At 71.5% G+C, this 20,208-nt stretch carries 20 protein-coding genes; 12 read left to right on the plus strand and 8 right to left on the minus strand.

The annotated features are described in order from the left end of the window. The coding region (locus tag FF041_RS05020) for a DUF5925 domain-containing protein (protein ID WP_407698112.1) at positions 1 to 722 on the minus strand (722 nt) is incomplete at its 3' end. A gap of 456 nt (positions 723 to 1,178) precedes the next feature. Between FF041_RS05020 and FF041_RS05025 the strand changes: the two genes are divergently transcribed. Then, positions 1,179 to 1,988, plus strand: a complete 810-nt coding sequence (locus FF041_RS05025; protein ID WP_153521199.1) for an SGNH/GDSL hydrolase family protein — start codon at positions 1,179 to 1,181, stop codon at positions 1,986 to 1,988. Between the two features lie 129 nt (positions 1,989 to 2,117). On the opposite strand, the gene FF041_RS05030 is transcribed toward FF041_RS05025, so the two are convergent. After that, positions 2,118 to 3,158, minus strand: a complete 1,041-nt coding sequence (locus FF041_RS05030) for a serine/threonine-protein kinase (RefSeq protein ID WP_153521200.1) — start codon at positions 3,156 to 3,158, stop codon at positions 2,118 to 2,120. A gap of 413 nt (positions 3,159 to 3,571) precedes the next feature. Here FF041_RS05030 and FF041_RS05035 point away from each other — a divergent pair, with 413 nt between their 5' ends. Beyond that, on the plus strand, positions 3,572 to 3,835 hold the full coding sequence (locus FF041_RS05035) for a hypothetical protein (protein ID WP_153480603.1): 264 nt from the start codon (positions 3,572 to 3,574) through the stop codon (positions 3,833 to 3,835). A 95-nt stretch (positions 3,836 to 3,930) separates the two neighbouring features. On the opposite strand, the gene FF041_RS05040 is transcribed toward FF041_RS05035, so the two are convergent. The 3 genes from FF041_RS05040 to hmgA are packed head-to-tail and all read right to left on the minus strand — an operon-like array spanning position 3,931 to position 7,292. Further along, positions 3,931 to 5,127 carry a CaiB/BaiF CoA transferase family protein gene (locus tag FF041_RS05040; protein WP_153521201.1) on the minus strand — a complete coding sequence of 399 codons (1,197 nt, stop codon included), beginning with the start codon at positions 5,125 to 5,127 and terminating at the stop codon, positions 3,931 to 3,933. A 50-nt stretch (positions 5,128 to 5,177) separates the two neighbouring features. Continuing rightward, a complete protein-coding gene (locus FF041_RS05045; RefSeq protein ID WP_323391252.1) occupies positions 5,178 to 5,930 on the minus strand; it encodes a GntR family transcriptional regulator in 753 nt (250 codons plus the stop codon). 30 nt (positions 5,931 to 5,960) lie between these two features. Continuing rightward, positions 5,961 to 7,292 (minus strand): homogentisate 1,2-dioxygenase, encoded by a 1,332-nt coding sequence (gene hmgA / locus FF041_RS05050; protein WP_153521203.1) that lies wholly within the window; start codon positions 7,290 to 7,292, stop codon positions 5,961 to 5,963. 97 nt (positions 7,293 to 7,389) lie between these two features. On the opposite strand from hmgA, the gene FF041_RS05055 reads away from it, so the two are divergent. The 3 genes from FF041_RS05055 to FF041_RS05065 all read left to right on the plus strand — a co-directional run bounded on the left by FF041_RS05055 (position 7,390) and on the right by FF041_RS05065 (position 11,394). Next, positions 7,390 to 7,998 (plus strand): TetR/AcrR family transcriptional regulator, encoded by a 609-nt coding sequence (locus FF041_RS05055; RefSeq protein ID WP_323391254.1) that lies wholly within the window; start codon positions 7,390 to 7,392, stop codon positions 7,996 to 7,998. Positions 7,999 to 8,226: 228 nt separating this feature from the next. Then, a complete protein-coding gene (locus FF041_RS05060; RefSeq protein WP_153521204.1) occupies positions 8,227 to 9,696 on the plus strand; it encodes a CitMHS family transporter in 1,470 nt (489 codons plus the stop codon). A 303-nt stretch (positions 9,697 to 9,999) separates the two neighbouring features. Further along, on the plus strand, positions 10,000 to 11,394 hold the full coding sequence (locus FF041_RS05065; RefSeq protein ID WP_153521205.1) for an aldehyde dehydrogenase family protein: 1,395 nt from the start codon (positions 10,000 to 10,002) through the stop codon (positions 11,392 to 11,394). 128 nt (positions 11,395 to 11,522) lie between these two features. Here FF041_RS05065 and FF041_RS05070 read toward each other — a convergent pair whose 3' ends face one another. Beyond that, positions 11,523 to 12,167: a TetR/AcrR family transcriptional regulator gene (locus tag FF041_RS05070; protein WP_153521206.1), complete on the minus strand. Its 645-nt coding sequence runs from the start codon at positions 12,165 to 12,167 to the stop codon at positions 11,523 to 11,525. A gap of 189 nt (positions 12,168 to 12,356) precedes the next feature. On the opposite strand from FF041_RS05070, the gene FF041_RS05075 reads away from it, so the two are divergent. After that, a complete protein-coding gene (locus tag FF041_RS05075) occupies positions 12,357 to 13,016 on the plus strand; it encodes a TetR/AcrR family transcriptional regulator (protein ID WP_153521207.1) in 660 nt (219 codons plus the stop codon). 116 nt (positions 13,017 to 13,132) lie between these two features. On the opposite strand, the gene FF041_RS05080 is transcribed toward FF041_RS05075, so the two are convergent. Then, positions 13,133 to 13,594: a MaoC family dehydratase gene (locus tag FF041_RS05080; RefSeq protein ID WP_153480593.1), complete on the minus strand. Its 462-nt coding sequence runs from the start codon at positions 13,592 to 13,594 to the stop codon at positions 13,133 to 13,135. A 117-nt stretch (positions 13,595 to 13,711) separates the two neighbouring features. Here FF041_RS05080 and soxR point away from each other — a divergent pair, with 117 nt between their 5' ends. Beyond that, positions 13,712 to 14,182 (plus strand): redox-sensitive transcriptional activator SoxR, encoded by a 471-nt coding sequence (soxR, locus tag FF041_RS05085; RefSeq protein WP_153521208.1) that lies wholly within the window; start codon positions 13,712 to 13,714, stop codon positions 14,180 to 14,182. A gap of 250 nt (positions 14,183 to 14,432) precedes the next feature. Here soxR and FF041_RS05090 read toward each other — a convergent pair whose 3' ends face one another. Further along, positions 14,433 to 15,044, minus strand: a complete 612-nt coding sequence (locus tag FF041_RS05090) for a hypothetical protein (protein WP_153521209.1) — start codon at positions 15,042 to 15,044, stop codon at positions 14,433 to 14,435. 174 nt (positions 15,045 to 15,218) lie between these two features. Between FF041_RS05090 and FF041_RS05095 the strand changes: the two genes are divergently transcribed. The 5 genes from FF041_RS05095 (at position 15,219) to FF041_RS05115 (ending at position 20,208) form a co-directional block, all read left to right on the plus strand. Continuing rightward, positions 15,219 to 15,467, plus strand: coding sequence for a hypothetical protein (locus FF041_RS05095; RefSeq protein ID WP_153521210.1), 249 nt, complete (start codon positions 15,219 to 15,221; stop codon positions 15,465 to 15,467). 177 nt (positions 15,468 to 15,644) lie between these two features. Further along, positions 15,645 to 18,494, plus strand: coding sequence for a penicillin acylase family protein (locus FF041_RS05100; RefSeq protein ID WP_153521211.1), 2,850 nt, complete (start codon positions 15,645 to 15,647; stop codon positions 18,492 to 18,494). Between the two features lie 107 nt (positions 18,495 to 18,601). After that, positions 18,602 to 18,823 carry a hypothetical protein gene (locus FF041_RS05105; protein ID WP_153480586.1) on the plus strand — a complete coding sequence of 74 codons (222 nt, stop codon included), beginning with the start codon at positions 18,602 to 18,604 and terminating at the stop codon, positions 18,821 to 18,823. A 199-nt stretch (positions 18,824 to 19,022) separates the two neighbouring features. After that, complete coding sequence (locus FF041_RS05110) at positions 19,023 to 19,997, plus strand: cyanobactin maturation protease PatG family protein (protein WP_228386184.1); 975 nt, start codon at positions 19,023 to 19,025, stop codon at positions 19,995 to 19,997. Between the two features lie 22 nt (positions 19,998 to 20,019). Further along, positions 20,020 to 20,208: a hypothetical protein gene (locus FF041_RS05115; RefSeq protein ID WP_153521212.1), complete on the plus strand. Its 189-nt coding sequence runs from the start codon at positions 20,020 to 20,022 to the stop codon at positions 20,206 to 20,208.

Below are 20,208 nucleotides of genomic sequence, written 5' to 3' on the forward strand. Positions count from 1 at the left end.
CCCTCGTCCTCGCCGATCGCGATGTCCATCAGATAGCCGACGTCCGAGAAGAGCCGCTCCGGGTCGAGCACACAGTCCACCTGGCACCAGTCGCGCCAGGAGCGGGCGAGGGTGCGCAGCGCCGATGTCTTGCCCGTGCCCGGCGGTCCGTGCAGCAGCAGCAGCCGGCCCGAGATGTCGTCGGGGGTCACCTTCATCAGCCGGTCCATGGCGCCGGCCACCGGGGCGGTGTAGTTCGGGCGGACCTCGTCCCAGGTCCCGGCCGAGATCTGACGTGTGGTGCGGTGCGGGCCGCGGCGCGGCGAGACGTACCAGAACCCCATCGTCACGTCCTCCGGCTGGGGCTCCGGCTCGTCGGCCGCGTCCCGGGTGCACTCCTTGACGATCCGCTCGGCCAGTTCGCCGCTGACCGCCGTGGCCGCGCCGTCCGCGCCACGGTTCCAGTGCGAGATCAGCATGGTGTAGCCCTCGCCCTCGGCGAGCAGGGCGCTGCGGTCGTCGTCGCGGGCGGAGCGCAGCACGGTCGCCCCCGGCGGCAGCAACTCGAAGCCGGGCTTCACCCGTTCGATGTTGTGGGCGTACGCATAGGGCTGTTCGCCGGTCGCGAAGCGGCCGAGGAACAGGGAGTCGATGACATCGCACGGTGAGTCGTTGTCATCGACGTTCATCCGGATCGGCATGGTGTTCTCGGGAGGTACGGATGCGGCAGGCATACGCTCCATCTGGGGCTGTGCGGCTGACATGCGCCCCATGATCCGGCACGGAACCTCCCGGCGCACGGAGTTTTGACGGCCCGGGCGCGCGACAGCCGCCGCCCCGGCTCGGGCGGCGCGCGCGGCGGGGCGTCCGCGATGACGAGCGCCGGAGCGATGCCCGAGCGATGCCGGAGCGATGCCGGAGCGATGCCGGAGCCGCGTCGGAGCCGCGTCGGCGGCGGAGACCGCGAAGGCCGTGCCCGGGTGAGCCGGCCGAGGACCCGCTCCGATCGCTGACGGTCTGTCGCCAAGGGTCCGTATGGCCGAAATGTGACCCTAGCTCCCGCTCTCGGCCGCCCTTCGCCGCTCGGTCCGCAGTGGTTCGGACGGGCAGGCGGGCGATGATGTTGACATGGACACTTCCGGTTAACTCTACTGACTGGTAAGAAAGTCGTGGCAGAAATCCTGCTATTGGGAGGGTCCATGAAACTGTCCCGACTCGCGGCGTCCTTCTCCGCACTTCTGCTCGGCGCCGGGCTCGCTCTCATCGGAGCCGGTCCGGCGCAGGCGGACGACCGCGCTCTCGCCATCGACTACGTCGCCTTGGGCGACTCCTACTCATCGGGGGTGGGCGCCGGCAGCTACGACAGCGCCAGCGGCGACTGCAAGCGCAGCAGCCGGGCCTTCCCCAAGCTCTGGGCGGCGGCCAACTCACCCTCGTCGTTCGCGTTCACCGCCTGCTCCGGCGCTCGTACGAGTGATGTGACGGCGGGCCAGCTCGGCCCGCTCAACGCCTCGACCGATCTCGTGTCCATCTCTGTGGGAGGCAATGACGCGGGCTTCTCCGATGTCATGACCACGTGTGTCCTCCAGTCCGAATCCAGCTGTATCAACCGGGTGAACCAGGCTCGTGGATACGTCGACTCCACCCTGCCGGGCCGGCTCGACAGCGTGTACTCGGCCATCACCGCCAGGTCCCCGTCCGCCGAGGTCGTCGTCCTCGGCTACCCCCGCTTCTACAAGCTCAACGGCAGCTGTGTCACCGGGCTGAGCGAAGGCGAGCGGGCCGCCATCAACTCGGCGGCCGACTACCTCAACGACGCCGTCGCCAAGCGCGCGGCCGACCACGGCTTCACCTTCGCGGATGTCGTGCCCGCCTTCACCGGCCATGAGATCTGCTCCGGCTCCGCATGGCTGCACAGCGTGAACTGGCTCAACATCGGCGAGTCGTACCACCCCACCGCCGCCGGGCAGTCCAGCGGCTATCTGCCCGTCTTCAGCTCACACGTCTGAGCCGTCCTCCCTCAGGGAGAGCGCGCCGCGACCGGATTCCGGCTCCCGTCCGGGATCCGGTCGCGCTGTGCTCCCGCCCCGGCTCCCGCCCCGGCTCCCGTGCCGTCGAAACCCCCGTCCGCCGTGCCCTCACGCCCCGTCGATCAGGGCCCAGACCAGTGCGCAGACCGCGAGCAGCAGCAGGGCGACCCCCACGGCCAGCACCACCGCCGCCCCCTGGGACGCCCCGGACGCCTCAGCGGCCCCGGGCTCCGGGGGCGGCCCGCCGTGCGGACGGGCGGACGGGATGTGCGGCTCCGGGCCCGGCTCCCGGGTGTACGGCTCCGGGGTCGGCGGCGCCCCGGTCCGCGCCCCGCCGCCCGCCCCCGCCAGCCGCAGCAGCCGGCTCGCCTCCCGGGCGGAGAGCCGCTCCCCGGGCTCCTTGCGCAGCAGCCCGGTGATCACCGGGGCCAGCTCGCCCGAGAGCCGCGACGGCGGCAACTCCTGCTCCACCGCCGCCCGCAGGGTGGCCAGTGGGGTGCTCCGGGCGAACGGGGTGACCCCCTCCACCGCCGTGAACAGCAGTGCCCCCAGCGACCACAGATCCGCGGCGGGCCCAGGCGGATGCCCCAGCGCCCGCTCCGGAGCGAGGAACTCCGGCGAGCCGACCAGCTCACCGGTCAGGGTCAGCGGCGCGGCCCCCGCCACTGTCGCGAGCCCGAAGTCCGAGAGCACCACCCGGCCGTCGGCGGCGATGAGCACATTCTCGGGCTTCACATCGCGGTGCAGCACCCCCGCGTCGTGCGCGGCGCTCAGCGCGGCGAGGACCTCCGACCCGATCACCGCCGCGCGCTGCGGCGGCAGCGGGCCCTCGGCCTCCAGCACTTCCGACAGCGTGAGCCCGCGGATCAGCTCCATCACGATCCAGGGGCGCGCGTCCTCGGTGGCGACATCGTGGACGGCCGCCACATTGCGGTGCGAGATCCGGCCCGCGGCCCATGCCTCCCGCTCCAGCCGCCGGTACAGCCGGCGTTCATCGGCGGGGGCGAGCCCCGCCGGGGCCCGTACCTCCTTGACGGCGACATCACGGGCCAGCACCTCGTCACGGGCGTGCCACACCACCCCCATACCGCCTTCGCCCAGCGGGCTCAGCAGCCGGTAACGCCCCGCGATCAGCTGATTCTCGGGCATGCGAGCCCCCATCGGTAACAGCACGGCATCTCGGTGGAATCACGGCGGAACCCCTCCAAGCTAGCTCAGTTCCGGGCCGCTGCCGCCTCCTTCGACGGCATCGCCCGCCGCGGACGATCCCGGTGGCCTGGATCACATCCGCGCCGCGCCGCCGGGGTGCGGAGACGGCGGCCGGGCGAGTGCGGAGCACGATGCGACGGGTGCGGTGCGCGTGACCCCGTGTGCTCGTGGGAAGAATCCCCGGGTGAAGACTCGGATCTGTCCAACTCGCCCTGGAAAAGTCCGTATTCGGAGCATGACGGTCAACTCGCGTACCGGTGCGGTGAATCCCACGGGTGGGATACATGGGTGTCTTGGTGGGGCGATAGGGTTAACCTGCCCGGGCCGGGTGCGTCGTACGGGTGGGGAGTGACATGGAACAGATAACAGTGCGCAGCAGGGCGCGGGTGCCCGCGATCACCTGCGGGAGCAGCGCGACCAGCTCGCGTCTCGACCGACATCTCGCGGTGCTCGGCGGTCCCGCCGTGCCCCAGCGCGAGACGCTTGAGGCGACCTCGCTGATGCGTGAGCTGACCGCGCGCGATGTGACGCACGACCGCGACCGGGGCAGGGGCGGCGTCTCGCTCTTCGCGCCCCTGCGCAGGCTGCGCCGCACGCTCTTCGGCAGCCGCCGCTGACCGCCGGTCTCCATCCGGCCGTCGCACGGCTCCCGGGCCCGCGTCCTTCATCCGGCGTCTCCGTATCCGGCGCCTCCGTCCGCACGGCCCCGCGCTCAGGCGACCACACCGGCCCGGCGCAGCGCCGCTGACTCCTCGTCCGTCATTCCCAGGGAGCTCAGCAGCGCGTCGGTGTGCTCGCCCAGCGCGGGCACCGCGCCCATGCGGGCCTCCGGTCCGCCCGGCAGGGTGATCGGAGGCAGCAGCGCCCTCAGCGGCCCGGCGGGCGAGTCCACGTCCCGCCACCGGTCCCGGGCCGCCAGCTGGGGATGCCCGGCCACCTCCCGTACGGTGTTCAGCCGTGCGCAGGCGATGCCGGCGGCCTCCAGCTCCCCGATCGCCTCCTCGGCGCCGAGCCCGCCTCTCGCGCCGGCCACCTCCGCGTCCGTCAGCTCCCGGTGGGCCGTCCGCGCGGTATTGGTGGCGAAGCGGGGGTCGTCGGCGAGTTCCGGCCGTTTCAGAATCCGTTCGGCCAGCCGCCGCCACTCCCGGTCGTTCTGCACCGACAGCAGCACCTGGGCCCCGTCCGCGGTGCCATAGGCGTCATAGGGGGCGATCACGGCGTGCGCGACACCGGTGCGCGCCGGGGGCTCACCGCCGTGCATACCGTGGTGCAGCGGGTGTCCCATCCACTCGGCGAGTGAATCGAGCATGGAGATCTCCACCGGTCCGCCGACCCCGGTGGTCCCGCGCCGCAGCAGTGCCGCGAGCACCCCGGAGAAGGCGTACATCGCGGCGGCGATGTCGGCGGCCGGCACCCCGGCCTTCACCGGCCGCTCATCGGTGCCGGTGACCGACACCAGCCCCGCCTCGCACTGGACGAGCATGTCGTACGCGCGCTTGTGGGCGTACGGCCCCCCGGGGCCGTATCCGGACACGTCCACGGCGATCAGCCGGGGATCCCCGGCGCACAGGGCCGCCGCGTCCAGACCGAGCCGGGCCGCCGCGCCCTGGGCCAGGTTCTGGACGAACACATCGGCCCCGGCGATCAGATCGCGCACGATCCGCACTCCGCGCGGGTCCTTGAGATCGACGGCGATGGATTCCTTGCCCCGGTTGCACCAGACGAAGTGCGAGGCGAGCCCGTGGGCGGCGGTGTCGTACCCCCGGGCGAAATCACCGCCGTCCGGCCGTTCGACCTTGATGACCCGAGCGCCGAGATCGGCGAGCTGACGGGTGGCGAAGGGAGCGGAGACGGCCTGTTCGACGGCGACGACGGTGATTCCGTCGAGCGGCAGCGGCTGAGTACCCATGAGGGTGTGCCTACCCTGTGCGGTGGGCGTCTGTCACCCGCCCACCGCCCTCACTCCGCCGCGACCGTCACCGAGAACGAGAACCGGTCTCCCCGGTAACGAATCCGGGCCACGTCCACCACCCGGCCGTCCGTGTCGTAGGTGACGCCCGTGTAGTGCAGGATCGGGCTCAGCAGCGGCACCTCCAGCAGCTCCGCCGTCAGCGGATCGGCGAGCCGCGCCTCCACCGTGTCCGTGATCCTGCTGATCCGTACGCCCACCGCGTCCCGCAGCACCTTCGTCATCGGCCAGCGCTCCAGATCCACGAGATCCAGCCGCGTCGCGACATCCGGGCGGACCGCGTTCTCCGCCCAGTTGACCGGCTCGCCGCTCTCCCCGTCACAGCGCAGTCTGCGGTACGTGACGACTTCGGCCAGCCCCGGGAAGTACTCGGCGATCTCCCCGGGCACCGGCCCCGGCCCATGGCCCAGAATCGTCGTCCGCTCGCCCGACTGCTGCGCCACGATCGCGTCGATCGAACCCAGCAGCCGCCTCGGCGCGCCCCTGCGGGCCCCCGGCTCGATGAATGTCCCCCGCCGCCGGTGCCGGCTGATCAGGCCCTCCTCCTCCAGCTCCTTGAGGGCCTGGCGCATGGTCAGCACGCTCACCCCGTAGTGCGCGGCGAGCTGCTCCTCGGTGGGCAGCCGCAGCGACGCCTCGGGGGCGCGGCCGAGTATCGAGGCGCGCAGCGACTGCGAGACCTGGTACCACAGCGGCAGCTTGCGGTTCAGCACCAGTGAATCGGGGGCGAAGGAGGAGGTCACGGGGGCTCCGTATCTCCGGATCAGATCGAATCAGGACGGGAAATGACGCTCAAGACCCTGCCATACGCCGTCGTACCCCTGTTGCAGATGGTGCGCGCGGGCCGCCTGCTCGGTGGCCGTCACCGGCCAGCGGGTCTCGAACATGAAGGCGAGACCGTCATCGATCTTCTGCGGCTTCAGCTCCGCCGCGCTCGCCCGGTCGAAGGTCTCACGGTCCGGGCCGTGCGCCGACATCATGTTGTGCAGCGAGCCGCCGCCGGGGAGGAAGCCCTCGGCCTTCGCGTCGTACGCGCCCTCGATCAGGCCCATGTACTCGCTCATCACATTGCGGTGGAAGTACGGCGGCCGGAAGGTGTCCTCGCCGACCAGCCAGCGCGGCGCGAAGACCACGAAGTCGACGCCCGCGAGCCCCGGGGTGTCGGAGGGCGAGGTCAGCACCGTGAAGATCGACGGGTCCGGGTGGTCGTAGGAGATGCTCCCCATGACATTGAACCGGCGCAGATCGTATACATACGGGAGATGGTTGCCGTGCCAGGCGACCACATCGAGCGGGGAGTGGTCGTAGACCGCCGCCCAGAGATTGCCGCAGAACCTGGTGACGACCTCCACCGGCCGCTCCACATCCTCGTACGCCGCCGTCGGCGCGAGGAAGTCCCGGGCGTGGGCGAGGCCATTGGCCCCGATCGGACCCAGATCGGGGAGCTGGAAGGGCTGCCCGTAGTTCTCGCAGACATAGCCGCGGGCCCGCTCGTCCAGCAGCTCCACCCGGAACCGCACCCCGCGCGGGATCAGCGCCACCTCGCCGGGGCGGGCGGCGAGCATCCCCAGCTCCGTGATCAGCAGCAGCCCGCCGAGCTCCGGAACGATCAAGAGCTCCCCGTCCGCGTCCCCGAACACCCGGTCCGTCATGGGCGCGTTGGCGTGGTAGAGGTGCACCGCCATCCCCGTGCGCTGGGCCGCGTCGCCGTTCCCGCCCAGCGTCCAGAGACCGGCCAGCCAGTCCGTGCCGGGCGGCGGCTCCGGCAGCGGATTCCAGCGCAGCCGGTTGGGGTCCGGGACGGTCTCGGTGAACGGCGTGCCGCGCAGCGCGCCGTTGTCGATCCGGCGGAGCGGCGGATGCGCGGCCGACGGCCGGATCCGGTAGAGCCAGGAACGGCGGTTGACGGCGCGCGGCTCGGTGAACGCGGAGCCGCTCAGCTGCTCCGCGTACAGCCCGAGCGGTGCGCGCTGCGGCGAGTTCCGGCCGACCGGCAGCGCCCCGGGCGCCGCCTCCGAGCTGTGCTCATTGCCGAAGCCGGGGGAGTACCCCAGCGCCCCGGCGGTCTTCCTCGCCCGCTCCATGGTCTGCTCGATGCCGCTCATCGCCGCTCCCGGTACTGAAAGCCCAAAGGAATCCTATGGACAACCGTAGGATTGTGGAGCGGTCCCGTCAACGGCGGCGGACCGGCATGATGGGCGCGTGTCCCAGCCCCGTCTTCGCCGTGAGCCCGTGCAGCAGCGCAGCGCGGAGCGGCTCGCCAAGATCCTCGACGCCTGCGCCTGCCTGCTGGACGAGGTGGGGTACGAGAAGCTGTCGACCCGTGCGGTGGCCGCGCGGGCGGGGGTGCCGATCGGCTCCGTCTACCGCTTCTTCGGCGACAAGCGCGCCCTGGCGGCGGCGCTGGCGGCCCGCAATCTGGATCAGTACGCCGAGCGGGTGGGGGAACGGATCGGGGCGGCGCCCGAGGGGGACTGGCGGGCGCTGCTCGATGTGGTGCTGGACGAGTACGTGGCGATGAAGCGGACGGTGGCCGGGTTCTCGCTGGTGGACTTCGGCTACCGGATCCCGCTGGCCGCGCCCGCCAGCGGGGCGAACCACCAGGTGGCCGATCTGGTCATCGCCCTGGTCGCGGACCGGGTGGGCCGCGACCGGGCGGACGGGGAGCTGCGCCGGGCGGTGCTGATCGCGGTCGAGGCGGCGGACGCGCTGCTGCAACTGGCCTTCCGCGTCGGCGAGTCGGGCGACGCGGAGATCGTCGCGGAGACGCGCGTACTGCTGCGGGCCTATCTGGCGAAGGTGCTGGACTGAGGGGTCCCGCCGGGCCGGGTGCGAGCGCCCCGGAGGGTGGCCGGGGGTGGCCGCCAGGGTCGCCGGGAGCGCCACGCTTGCCCCTCCGAGTCAGCACATCTCTGTTGACCTGGGGTTTTGCTCGTATTGCTCACGCGTCAACATCTTGTTAACAGCTTTTAACGCGACCTAACGTCATCCGGACCGCCGCTCCGGTGGGAGTTCAAGGATGAACGTTAGGTAGCCCCCATGCTGACAATCCTCGGCTTCGCCATGATCGCGACCTTCCTGGTCTTGATCATGATGAAGAAGATGTCGCCCATCGCGGCGCTGGTCCTCATACCCGCACTGTTCTGCGTGCTCGTCGGCAAGGGCGCGCAGCTGGGGGACTACGTCATCGAGGGCGTCGGCAACCTCGCCCCCACCGCGGCGATGCTGATGTTCGCGATCGTCTACTTCGGTGTGATGATCGACGTGGGTCTCTTCGATCCGATCGTCCGCGGCATTCTGCGGTTCTGCAAAGCGGACCCGATGCGGATCGTGGTCGGTACGGCGGTGCTCGCCGCGATCGTCTCGCTGGACGGAGACGGATCCACCACCTTCATGATCACCGTCTCGGCGATGTATCCGCTCTACAAGCGCCTGAAGATGAGCCTGGTCGTGATGACGGGCATCGCCGCCACCGCGAACGGTGTGATGAACACCCTGCCCTGGGGCGGCCCCACCGCCCGTGCGGCCACCGCGCTGAAGCTGGACGCGGCCGACATCTTCGTTCCGATGATTCCGGCGCTCGCCGTCGGACTGCTCTTCGTCTTCATCCTCGCGTATGTGCTGGGCATGAGGGAGCGCAAGCGCCTCGGCTACATCTCCCTGGACGAGGCCCTGGAGCCCGCGTCCGGCGGGGTGCTGGTGAAGACCGGCGGCGGCAAGGCCAAGACCGGCGGTAAGGCGAAGTCGGGCGGCAAGGCGAAGACCGGCGGCGGCGCGGGCTCCGGTTCCGCTGCTTCTTCTGGTTCCACCGGTTCCGCTGGTTCCACCGGTTCGGTCGCCGTCGCGGACGGCGAGGACGACGACGACTTCCAGGGCCTCGACCCCAACCGCGAGACCCTGCGCCCGAAGCTCTACTGGTTCAACGCCGGACTGACCATCGCCCTCCTCACCGCGATGATCATGGAGCTGCTCCCCATCCCCGTGCTCTTCCTGCTCGGCGCGGCCCTCGCCCTCACCGTGAACTACCCCGACATGGCCGACCAGAAGGCCCGGATCGGCGCCCACGCCGAGAACGTTCTCAACGTCGCCGGAATGGTCTTCGCCGCCGCCGTCTTCACCGGAGTCCTCACCGGCACCGGCATGGTCAAGAGCATGGCGGACTGGCTCGTCGACGCCATCCCGCAGGGCATGGGCCCCCACATGGCCATCGTCACCGGCCTGCTGAGCCTGCCGCTCACCTACTTCATGTCGAACGACGGCTTCTACTTCGGCGTGCTGCCCGTCCTCGCCGAGGCCGGGGCCGCCCACGGAGTCTCCCCGCTGGAGATCGCCCGCGCCTCGCTCGTCGGCCAGGCCCTGCACATGTCCAGCCCGCTGGTGCCCGCCGTCTATGTGCTCGTCGGCATGGCCAAGGTCGAGTTCGGCGACCACACCAGGTTCACCGTGAAGTGGGCGGCGCTCACCTCCCTGGTCGTGCTCGCGGCCGGAGTCGTCTTCGGCATCATCTGAGAACCCCGGGGGCAGCCGGCGGGCTGCCCCCGGTGCATCACCCGCTCGCCCCCCTCGAACCCCCCTCGATCCCCGAGGGGGGTTTGTCGCACAGCCGCCGGGCGCGGTGCTCGGGCTCGACGGGCCGGAGCCGGTGCGCTATGACCCGTACGCCCGGTACGACCCCGACAGCGCCCCCGCCGGTGTGGGCGATCAGGGCGGCGGCCGGCCCGGGTGAGACCGGGGTCGGGCGGTGCCCTGGCCCCCGTGGACCGGCGTCGTTACCTTGGGCCGAACCATTCATGGCAACCCCCGAGGAGCGCGATGAAGGCTCATGACGCGATGTACACGGGCGGGCGGTGGCGGTCGTCCGTCTCGACGGAGAGCATCGCGGTGGTGAACCCGGCGGACGAGCGGATCATCGCCGAGGTGCCCGCCGGAAACGCCGAGGACGTCGATGCCGCCGTACGCGCGGCACGCGAGGCGTTCCCCGCCTGGGCCGCGACCCCGCAGGCCCGGCGGGCGGCCCTGCTCGGGGCGGTGCGCGACGCGCTCGCGGCCCGGCAGGACGAGATCGCCGAGACCGTCACCGCCGAACTCGGCGCGCCGCCCGGCTTCGCCCGCGCCGTCCACGCCGCGCTGCCGGTCGCGGTCGCGGGCTCGTACGCCGAGCTGGCCGCGGGCTACTCCTTCGAGGAGCGGATCGGGAACTCCACGGTGCTGCTGGAGCCGGTCGGCGTGGTCGGCGCGATCACGCCCTGGAACTATCCGCTGCACCAGGTCGTCGCCAAGGCGGCCCCCGCGCTGGCGGCGGGCTGCACCGTGGTGCTGAAGCCCGCCGAGAACACCCCGCTGACCGCTCAGCTCTTCGCGGAGGCGGTCGACGAGGCGGGCGTCCCCGCCGGGGTCTTCAATCTGGTGACCGGGCTCGGCCCGGTGGCGGGCGCGGCCCTCGCCGCCCACCAGGACGTCGACCTGGTCTCCTTCACCGGCTCCACGGCGGTCGGCCGGCGGATCGGCGCGATCGCGGGCGGAGCCGTCAAACGGGTCGCGCTGGAACTCGGCGGCAAATCCGCGAACGTCATCCTTCCCGGGGCCGACCTCGCCCGGGCGGTCCGCGAGGGGGTCGCCAATGTGATGTCCAACTCCGGCCAGACCTGTAGCGCCTGGACCCGGATGCTGGTCCACCGCGACCGGTACGAGGAGGCGGTGGAGCTCGCGAAGGAGGCGGTCGCCGCCTATCCGCCGGGGGAGCGGATCGGACCGGTCGTCAGCGCGAGGCAGTGGGAGCGGGTGCGCGGCTATATCGACAAGGGCGTGGCCGAGGGCGCGCGGCTGGTCGCGGGAGGCCCCGAGGCCCCCCGGGACAGGGGCTACTACGTCAGCCCCACCGTCTTCGCCGATGTGACGCCGGAGATGACGATCGCGCAGGAGGAGATCTTCGGCCCGGTGGTGGCGCTGCTGCCGTACGAGGACACGGAGGACGCTCTGCGGATCGCCAACGGCACGGTGTACGGGCTGGGCGGCGCGGTGTGGGCCGCCGACGACGCGGAGGCGGTCGCCTTCGCCCGCCGGATGGACACCGGTCAGGTCCATATCAACGGTGGGCGGTTCAATCCGCTCGCGCCCTTCGGCGGCTACAAGCAGTCGGGCGTCGGGCGCGAGCTCGGGCCGCACGGGCTGGCGGAGTATCTCCAGACCAAGTCGCTCCAGTTCTGAGCGGCGCCGCCGCGCGCCCGGGGCGGACCCGCCCGCGCCGGGCGGGTCCGCGGCGGCTCTCCGTGCGCTGGGTCGGTCCGCGATGGATCCTCCTCATGCCGCGCGGGCCCGTCCCGCCGGGGGGCCGGTCAGCTCCGGTCCAGTGCCGCGTACTGGACGCCCAGCCCCTCGATGATCGCCCGCAGGCCCGTCTCGAAGGCCCCTTCGTCCACCGCCTTCTGGCGCCCGGCGAGGAGATGCGCCCGGCCGAGGTGGGGATAGTCGGCCGGGTCGTACGCCGTCTCGTCGTCCACGAAGCCGCGCGCGAAGGAGCCCAGCGCCGAACCGGTGATGAAGTACCGCATCAGCGCGCCGATATGGGTGGCCTGGGCGGGCGGCCAGCCCGCGCGGACCATCGCCCCGAAGACCGCGTCCGCCACCCGCAGGCCGGCGGGGCGGCGGCCGGGACCCCGGGCCAGCACCGGGACGATCTGCGGATGTGCCCTGAGCGCGGCGCGGTAGGACAGGGCCCAGTCATGGAGGGCGGTGGCCCAGTCGCGGGAGTCGTGCTCCGCGAACATCGACAGATCGACCTGTGCGCTGACCGCGTCCGCGACCGCTTCGAGGATCTCGTCCTTGGTGCGGAAATGGTTGTAGAGCGAGGGGCCGCTGACCCCGAGCTCGGCCGCGAGCCGCCGGGTGGAGACCGCGTCCAGCCCCTCCGAGTCCACGAGCGCGCCCGCCGCCGCGACGATGCGTTCTCTGCTGAGGAGGGGCTTGCGCGGTCGGGCCATGCGGCACATAGTAGGCACGACGGCAGAAAACTAGCAGCGATAGTTAAATGGGGGTGTGGGCCCCATGGAACTGCGGCTGAGCGAAGAGCGGTCGGCCGTACGGCGGCTCGGGCCCCCGCGGCCGCGCTAAGCGCTTGCTCACCTTCGGGGTATGGTGGTCCTCTTGTTTGAGGGGAAAAGAGGCGAACCATGGCCGCGGCCGAGGAGACGACCGGCGCCGAGGAGACGACCGGCGTCCATGAGGCGACCTGCGAAGAGGCGCCATGGGCCGAGGTCACGCCCGAGGCGGCGAGGAAACTGCTCGTCGCCGCCGTGGAGGCGTTCGCCGAGCGCGGGTACCACGCGACCACGACACGGGACATCGCCGGCCGCGCCGGAATGAGCCCCGCCGCGCTCTACATCCACTACAAGACCAAGGAAGAGCTGCTCCACCGGATCAGCCGGATCGGGCACGACCGGGCGCTGGAAGTGCTCTCGGCCGCCTCCGAGCGCGACGGCACCCCCACCGAGCGGCTCGCCGACGCCGTGAGCTCCTTCGTCCGCTGGCACGCCGGACGGCACGACACCGCGCGCGTGGTGCAGTACGAACTCGACGCGCCCTCCGCAGAGCACCGCACCGAGATCGTGGGGCTGCGCCGCCGCAGCGACGCCGTGGTGCGCGGGATTCTGCGCGACGGGGTGGCGGCCGGGGAGTTCGACGTCCCCGATGTGCCGGGGACCACCCTCGCCGTGCTCTCGCTCTGCATCGATGTGGCGCGGTGGTTCAACGTCCGGGGGAGCCGGACGCCCGAAGAGGTCGGCGCGCTCTACGCGGATCTCGTACTGCGCATGGTCTCCGCCCGGAAGTAGTCGCGCCCGCCGTCCGCCGGCCATGGGTCGGCGGCCGGGGGCGGGCGGCGCTCCGGTCCTCGGGGAAAGGTCCTCAAGGGGAGCGTCCTCAGGGGAAGACCCTCGGGGGAACGTCCTCAGAAGAAGTAGCGGGACACCGAATCCGCCACGCACACCGGCTTCTCGCCGCCCTCGCGCTCGACCGTGACCCGCGCCGTCACCTGCACGCCGCCGCCCGCTTCCGCCACGCTCACCAGCTCCACCGCCGCCCGCAGCCGCGACCCCACCGGGACGGGCGCGGGGAACCGGACCTTGTCGGTCCCGTAGTTGAGCCCCATCTTCATGCCCTCGACCCGCATCACCTGCGGGACCAGCGCGGGCAGCAGGGAGAGGGTGAGATAGCCGTGCGCGATCGTGGTCCCGAAGGGGCCGTCCGCCGCGCGCTCCGGGTCGACATGGATCCACTGGTGATCGCCGGTCGCCTCGGCGAAGAGATCGATCCTCTTCTGGTCGATCTCCAGCCAGTCGCTGGGGCCCAGTCGCTCGCCGATCCCGGCGCGCAGCTCCTCGGCGGAGGTGAAGATCTTCGGCTCGGCCATCTTCCCGGTCCCTGTCTCTCGATGCCGCCACGAACGAACGTCCCGTATGCCTAAGCGCTTGCTCAGCATGGTCGGGCGGCACTGTTCTGTCAACGGAGACGCAGTAGGGTCTGCGGGATGTCCCAGTCTTCCGAGAAGTCCCATGAGCTCACGGTCGGTCAGCTGGCCGCACGGAGCGGCGCGGCCGTGTCGGCCCTGCACTTCTACGAGTCCAAGGGGCTCATCTCCAGCCGCAGGACCAGCGGCAACCAGCGCCGCTACACCAGGGACACCCTGCGCAGGGTGGCCTTTGTGCGTGCCGCCCAGCGGGTGGGCATTCCGCTCGCCACCATCGGGGAGGCGCTCGCCCAGCTGCCCGAGGCGCGCACGCCCGACCGTGAGGACTGGGCGCGGCTCTCGCTCGCCTGGCGCGGTGAACTGGACACGCGGATCAACCAGCTGGGACGGCTGCGCGACCATCTCACCGACTGCATCGGCTGCGGCTGTCTCTCGCTGGACACCTGTGTGCTCTCCAACCCCGAGGACGACTTCGGCAGCCGGATGGCGGGGTCCCGGCTGATGCCGGTCCGCTATCAGGACGACGACTGAGCGACGGCCCGCCGCCGGGACGCCGACGCCGGACACCACCGCCGGGTGGACGGCCGCGTCCCCCGTATGAGGTCCGTACCCCCGTGACCGCCGGACGGGTCCGTACCCCCGTGACGGGCCCGTCCCGACCGCCCGGCCCGCCCGGGGCCCGCCCCCACGGCCCGACCGGAGCGCCGGCCCCGGTGCGTATCGCGTACCGGCCCCGACAAGGCGGGGGCACACCGCTCTCCACGGCCCGCCCCCGCGCCGCTCAGGCCACGGACGCCAGTTCTCCGCGCCCCGCCTCCTTGGCCGCCGCCACCGCCTCGGACGTCAGCACGGGCCGCGGCACCACGATGCCGCAGCCCGTGCACACCGGCCCGGTCCACGGCTCGTTCGCCAGATCCTGCCGCCAGACGATGCCGGTCTCCCCGCACACCGGACAGGACGCGCCGGGCTTGTTCTCCAGCGCGGTGATCAGTCGGCGCAGCACCTCGCCCAGCGGCGCCGACGGATGGGAGTACGGGCTGTCGCAACGCGCCACGCCGTTTCCGCCCCACGTCCGCCGGTGCCAGTCGTCCATGGACGCGGGCCGCCGCAGTCCATGGTGCTTCTCGCGCTTGCGCCGGTCCGCGAAGCTCTCCTCGTAGGCGAGCCATACGGCCCGCGCCTCTTCCAGTTCTTCGAGCGCGGCCACCAGCCGCGCTGGATCGGGCGCCCGGTCCTCGGGCTCGATACAGTGCTGGGCGCAGAGGTGATCCCAGGTCGCCCGATGCCCATAAGGGGCGAATCGCTCAAGGCACTTGCGCAGTGAGTAGCGCCGTAGCGCCAGGTCACACCGTGCGTCGCGCACCTGTCTCGCGAGACTCCGGAAACCGGCCATCGCACTGCCACCTCCGTCGTGGGTATACGGGCGTTGACGTTTGGACGTACGACTGCCCCATCCGGCTCCATCGAAAAAAACCGATGGCGGCCGTCAAGGAAAAGTCGCCTACGATCCGGGGGCGGCGAAACCCCCGCGCGCGATGGTCAGCCGGTATTCGCGGTACGCCGGACCGTGCCTGAAGGACCCCCTCCGAACGACCACGCCCTGCACGGACTCGCCGCCGGCCTCGCGCTGCCCGGTCCGCCGGCCGATCTCCTCATCGCCGCCGGGGACGCGGATGCCTCCGCGATCCCCGCCCAGCGGGCCGATCCGACGGTTGGCCGGATTCAGGCCCTGCTCGCCCAGAGGGGTCCCGATGTCGTCGCCACGCGCTCCCGGAACCGCGGCGGTGAACGGGCGACGGACGCCGTCTCCAGCTGATGGGCGCTGCCTCCGGCTGACGGACGCCGTCTCCGGCTGATGGGCGCTGCCTCCGGCTGACGGGCGGCCCTGTGGTGAGAGCCCCTGTGGCGATTCGGAAAAGGTGACGCATGTTCACTTACCCTTGCGCCTTACCCTCGGTAACCTCCGGCGCATCGGCCTCCCCGAGGAGCATGCATGCGACGACGCACCGGAAGACCCCGACTCGTCACCGCCGCCGCGGCGTTCGCGCTCGCCGCCGGACTGCTGGCCCCCCTGCCGCAGGCCACGGCGGCCGGCCCGGCCGCACCCCCCACCGCACAGGCCGTCGACGGCGATCTCTGCCGCGGCCAGTGCTCCGACATCCTCCCGCCCGGCCAGAACGGCAACGCCACCCTCGCCGAGATCCTCGCCCACCAGCTCCTCGGCACCCGCCCCGGGCACAGCTCCGACCAGCTCAGCCGCTATGACTCCCTCGTCGGCGGCTACAGCGGCCTCACCGACGCCAGGATGTCGGAGTTCTTCAACGACGCCTCCTTCGGCGTCCCCGAGAACCAGATCGAGTCCGTGATCAGCCCCCGCCCCGACGTCACCATCACCCGTGACAAGAAGACCGGCGTCCCGCACATCAAGGGCGCCACCCGCTACGGCACCGAGTTCGGCGCGGGCTACGCCGCGGGCCAGGACCGGCTGTGGATGATGGACCTCTTCCGGCACATAGGCCGCGGCGACCTCACCCCCTTCGCGGGCGGCGCACTCGCCAACCAGGGCCTTGAACAGCAGTTCTGGCCCCAGGCCCCGTACACCGAAGCCGACTACCAGGCGCAGATCGAGCACATCCGCACCACCGAGGGCGAGCGCGGCCGGCAGGCCATGGAGGACGCCCAGGCGTATATCGACGGCATCAACGCCTACCGCGTACAGTCCAAGAACGGACGGTACTTCCCCGGCGAGTACGTTCTCACCGGCCATATCGACTCCATTACCAACGCCGGTGAGATCAAACCCTTCACCCTCTCCGATCTGATCGCCATCGCCTCCGTCGTCGGCGGCCAGTTCGGCGGCGGCGGAGGCGGCGAGGTGCAGTCGGCGCTCTCCCTCCTCGCCGCCCAGCGGAAGTACGGAGTCGCCGAGGGCACCAGGGTCTGGGAGTCCTTCCGGCAGCGCGAGGACCCCGAGACCGTGCTCACCGTCCATGACGGCACCGCCTTCCCGTACGCGGGAAAGCCCGGCGACCCGCGCGGCGCCGCACTCCCCGACGCCGGATCGGTGACCCCCGAACAGCTCGTCCACGACCGTACCGGCTCCGCCGTCACCAAGGGCCCCCGGGCCGCGGCCAAGGACCCCGTACGCGCCCCCGCCCGCCTCGCGCCCGCCCAGGGCATGTACGACGACGGCGTGCTCGACCCCGCGGCGCTCAACCCCCGGCGGGGCATGTCCAACGCCCTGCTCGTCTCCGGGCAGCACACCGCCGGCGGCAGTCCGATCGCCGTCTTCGGCCCCCAGACCGGCTATTTCGCACCGCAGCTGATGATGCTCCAGGAGCTCCAGGGACCCGGCATCTCCGCCCGTGGCGTCTCCTTCGCCGGGGTCGGCATGTACGTCCAGATGGGCCGGGGCAAGGACTACGCCTGGTCCGCCACCTCCGCCCTCCAGGACATGACCGACACATACGCCGTCGAACTCTGCGCCCCCGACGGCTCCGACCCGGCCAAGGACGCCGTCCACTACCGCTACCGGGGCGAGTGCGTCCCCATGGAGAAGATGGAGCGCCGCAACGCCTGGCGGCCCTCGGTCGCCGACTCCACGGCCGCCGGCTCCTACCGGATGCAGGTCTGGCGCACCCGTTACGGCATGGTCACCCATCGCGCCACGGTCGGCGGCAAGCCCGTCGCCTACACCTCCCTCCGCACCACCTACCGGCACGAAGCCGACTCGATCATCGGCTTCCAGATGCTGAACGACCCCTCGTACGTCACCGACGCCCGCTCCTTCCAGCAGGCCGCCCACAAGATCGGCTACGCCTTCAACTGGTTCTACGCCGACTCCCGCACCGCCGCCTACTTCAACAGCGGCGACAATCCGGTACGGGCGGCGAACGTGGACCCGGCGCTGCCGGTCAGAGCCGAGCAGCAGTACGAGTGGCAGGACTTCGACCCGGCCGCCAACACCGCCGCGTACACCCCCTTCGCCGAACACCCGAACTCCATCGGCCAGGACTACTACATCTCCTGGAACAACCGGCAGGCCGAGGGGTACGCGGCGGCCGGCTTCGGATTCGGGGCCGTGCACCGGGGCGATCTCCTGGACGACCGGGTGGCCGCACTCGTCGCCGCCGGCGGGGTCACCCGCGCCTCGCTCACCCGGGCGATGGCCGAGGCGGCCGTCACCGACCTCAGAGGCGAGCAGCTGCTGCCCGAACTCCTCGCCGTACTGCGCTCCCAGCCCCTCACCGACCCCCAGCTGAGCACGGCGGTCCAGCGGCTGGAGGAGTGGCGGGCGGCGGGATCGCAGCGCAAGGAGACCTCGCCCGGCTCCCGCCGCTACACCCATCCCGACGCGGTACGGCTGATGGACGCCTGGTGGCCGCTGCTGGTGGCGGCCGAGTTCAAGCCGGGCCTCGGCGACGAGCTGTACGCGGCTTTCGCCGCCAACCTCGCCGTCGACGAGTCGCCCTCCGCCGCGCACGGCCCGACCGGGGCCCATGGGGGTTCCGCCTTCCAGTTCGGCTGGTGGGGCTTTGTCGACAAGGATCTGCGTCAGGTGCTCGGACGGGAGGTACAGGGCCCGCTGGCCAGGACGTACTGCGGCGACGGCGCGCTGACCGCCTGCCGGGACGCCCTGCTCGCCACGTTGAAGCAGGCGGCGGCCAGGACCCCGGGCCAGGTCTACCCCGGTGACGCGGAGTGCGCCGCGGGACAGCAGTGGTGCGCCGACGCGATCATCCACCGCGCGCTGGGCGGGATCACCCACCCGGCGGTCCACTGGCAGAACCGGCCGACGTATCAGCAGGTCGTCGAATTCCCCTCGCACCGCGCGGCCCCCTAGCCGGGGGTCGTTCCCGCTGTCCCCCGGTCCGGTCCGGTCTCCGGGAATGCGGTGGGGACCGGACCGGGGGAGGATGAGAAGAGGTGGGGGCACCGGATGTGAGAAGGATGGTTGAGGGCGCAACGAGCAAGCGGGGCAAGCGAACTGACGGCCCCCGGCACCGGGTGAGGATTCCCGGGTTCGCCCGGGAAGGCGCCGAGGTGGGACTGGGCGACGCCGTCGCCCGGGTGACCACGGCGGTGGGCATCCGCCCCTGTGGCGGCTGTGGCCGCAGGGCCGAGGCCCTGAACCGCTGGCTGGTGGTCGGCGGCCGTCGGGCCCCCCGCTGAGCCTCCGTCACCGTACTCGGGCGTACGGACACGGTGCATCCGGGTACACCGACACGGTGCGCCCGGGTGTACGGATGGATCGCACGCCCGGGTGCACGGAGAGAGCGCACTCCGGCACGGGAAGCACGATCGCGACACGAACCGGGAACGGCCGGGGCATGCACCGTTCCGGCGCGAGCGCGTGTGCGAGGAGTGACCGATGCAGTCCGAACCGATGGACCCCCCGATAGACCTCCCGGCGGACGACGAGGTACGCCCGCCACCCCCGGAAGCCGCCCCGGACGGGCCCGGCGCATCCCCCGAGACGCCCTCCGTCACCCAGGCGTGCTGCGGCTGCGGCTGCGGCGCCACCGGCGGCGCGGCCTCCGCGGGCGGCCACGACGGAGCAGCGGCGGAGAGCGCCGGACCCGGCTATGTCTATGTCCTGGGACGGGTCCGCGCCGTGTTCCCCGACATCTCCGTACAGCGGGAATTCGGCCAGGTCGCGGGCGAGGCGAAACAGGCGGACGCCACCGACGCCGACGCCCTCTACCGGGTCCTGACCGACCCGGAGAACCGCTATATCGCCCGGCAGATGTGTTACGTCCTCTCCGTCCAGGGCGTCGACACCTATCTGCTGGAGCCCGCCGACCCCATGGAACTCCCCGAGCTGCTGGAGGCGCTGCGGCCGATCGCCGATCAGCGCGACCTCGCCGTGATCGTCGGCTACCTCGGCCCGGTCGCACCCCCGGGCGCGTGCCAGGGACTCTCCGTCCCCGTGGTGCGCGTGGAGAAGATCTGGGCCTTCGACAGCAAGGAGCTGATCCAGGCGATCGAACGGCCCGCCGGCGCCTCGCGCAAGGACTTCGAGAAGGCCGCCGGAGCCCTGCTCGACCGGATGCTCCAGCTCAGCGACAACGCGGGCACCGGCCCCGCCGACCGGGCCCTCAACTACCTCACCGTACGGAACCAGGAGATCTACCAGAAGACCAACGAGGAGTACGGCGAGGGCTATGCCCTGTCCGCGGTGGAGGCAGTGCCGTCCCGGCTCAGCGGGGCGCAGACCGTCATCACGGCGATCTTCTCCTACACCCACCGCCAGACCAATGTCACGGAGAAATGGTCCGTCCGCGTCGGCGTCGACGGACTCTTCCCCTACCCCGTGACCCCGTTGCAGACGTACTACAACCGGTAATCGATGAAAGAGGCGAACGGACATGCGTATTCCTGGATTCGCCGTCGACACGGCGGCCCCTGGGGTGAAGGCGGGTGACATGGTCCTTCCCCAGCAGTTCACTTGCGAGGAGGAACTGGGCCCGGTCTGCCGCAACCAGTGCAGAGGCTCCTACAACTTCAGCACCTGTGTGCGGAAGTGCCTGCACAGGCTCTGCGCCAACAAGTGGTGA

This window comes from Streptomyces jumonjinensis (assembly GCF_009600885.1).
Lineage (GTDB): Bacteria > Actinomycetota > Actinomycetes > Streptomycetales > Streptomycetaceae > Streptomyces > Streptomyces jumonjinensis.

Excerpts from the sequence above, each read along its gene's own strand:
- FF041_RS05070 (WP_153521206.1), bottom strand. The coding sequence starts at position 12,167 with ATGGCCCGACCGCGCAAGCCCCTCCTCAGCAGAGAACGCATCGTCGCG.
- FF041_RS05075 (WP_153521207.1), top strand. The coding sequence starts at position 12,357 with ATGGCCGCGGCCGAGGAGACGACCGGCGCCGAGGAGACGACCGGCGTC.
- FF041_RS05060 (WP_153521204.1), top strand. The coding sequence starts at position 8,227 with ATGCTGACAATCCTCGGCTTCGCCATGATCGCGACCTTCCTGGTCTTG.
- FF041_RS05090 (WP_153521209.1), bottom strand. The coding sequence starts at position 15,044 with ATGGCCGGTTTCCGGAGTCTCGCGAGACAGGTGCGCGACGCACGGTGT.
- hmgA (WP_153521203.1), bottom strand. The coding sequence starts at position 7,292 with ATGAGCGGCATCGAGCAGACCATGGAGCGGGCGAGGAAGACCGCCGGG.
- FF041_RS05110 (WP_228386184.1), top strand. The coding sequence starts at position 19,023 with ATGCAGTCCGAACCGATGGACCCCCCGATAGACCTCCCGGCGGACGAC.
- FF041_RS05105 (WP_153480586.1), top strand. The coding sequence starts at position 18,602 with ATGGTTGAGGGCGCAACGAGCAAGCGGGGCAAGCGAACTGACGGCCCC.
- FF041_RS05100 (WP_153521211.1), top strand. The coding sequence starts at position 15,645 with ATGCGACGACGCACCGGAAGACCCCGACTCGTCACCGCCGCCGCGGCG.
- FF041_RS05115 (WP_153521212.1), top strand. The coding sequence starts at position 20,020 with ATGCGTATTCCTGGATTCGCCGTCGACACGGCGGCCCCTGGGGTGAAG.
- FF041_RS05080 (WP_153480593.1), bottom strand. The coding sequence starts at position 13,594 with ATGGCCGAGCCGAAGATCTTCACCTCCGCCGAGGAGCTGCGCGCCGGG.
- FF041_RS05025 (WP_153521199.1), top strand. The coding sequence starts at position 1,179 with ATGAAACTGTCCCGACTCGCGGCGTCCTTCTCCGCACTTCTGCTCGGC.
- FF041_RS05030 (WP_153521200.1), bottom strand. The coding sequence starts at position 3,158 with ATGCCCGAGAATCAGCTGATCGCGGGGCGTTACCGGCTGCTGAGCCCG.
- FF041_RS05035 (WP_153480603.1), top strand. The coding sequence starts at position 3,572 with ATGGAACAGATAACAGTGCGCAGCAGGGCGCGGGTGCCCGCGATCACC.
- FF041_RS05065 (WP_153521205.1), top strand. The coding sequence starts at position 10,000 with ATGAAGGCTCATGACGCGATGTACACGGGCGGGCGGTGGCGGTCGTCC.
- FF041_RS05040 (WP_153521201.1), bottom strand. The coding sequence starts at position 5,127 with ATGGGTACTCAGCCGCTGCCGCTCGACGGAATCACCGTCGTCGCCGTC.
- soxR (WP_153521208.1), top strand. The coding sequence starts at position 13,712 with ATGTCCCAGTCTTCCGAGAAGTCCCATGAGCTCACGGTCGGTCAGCTG.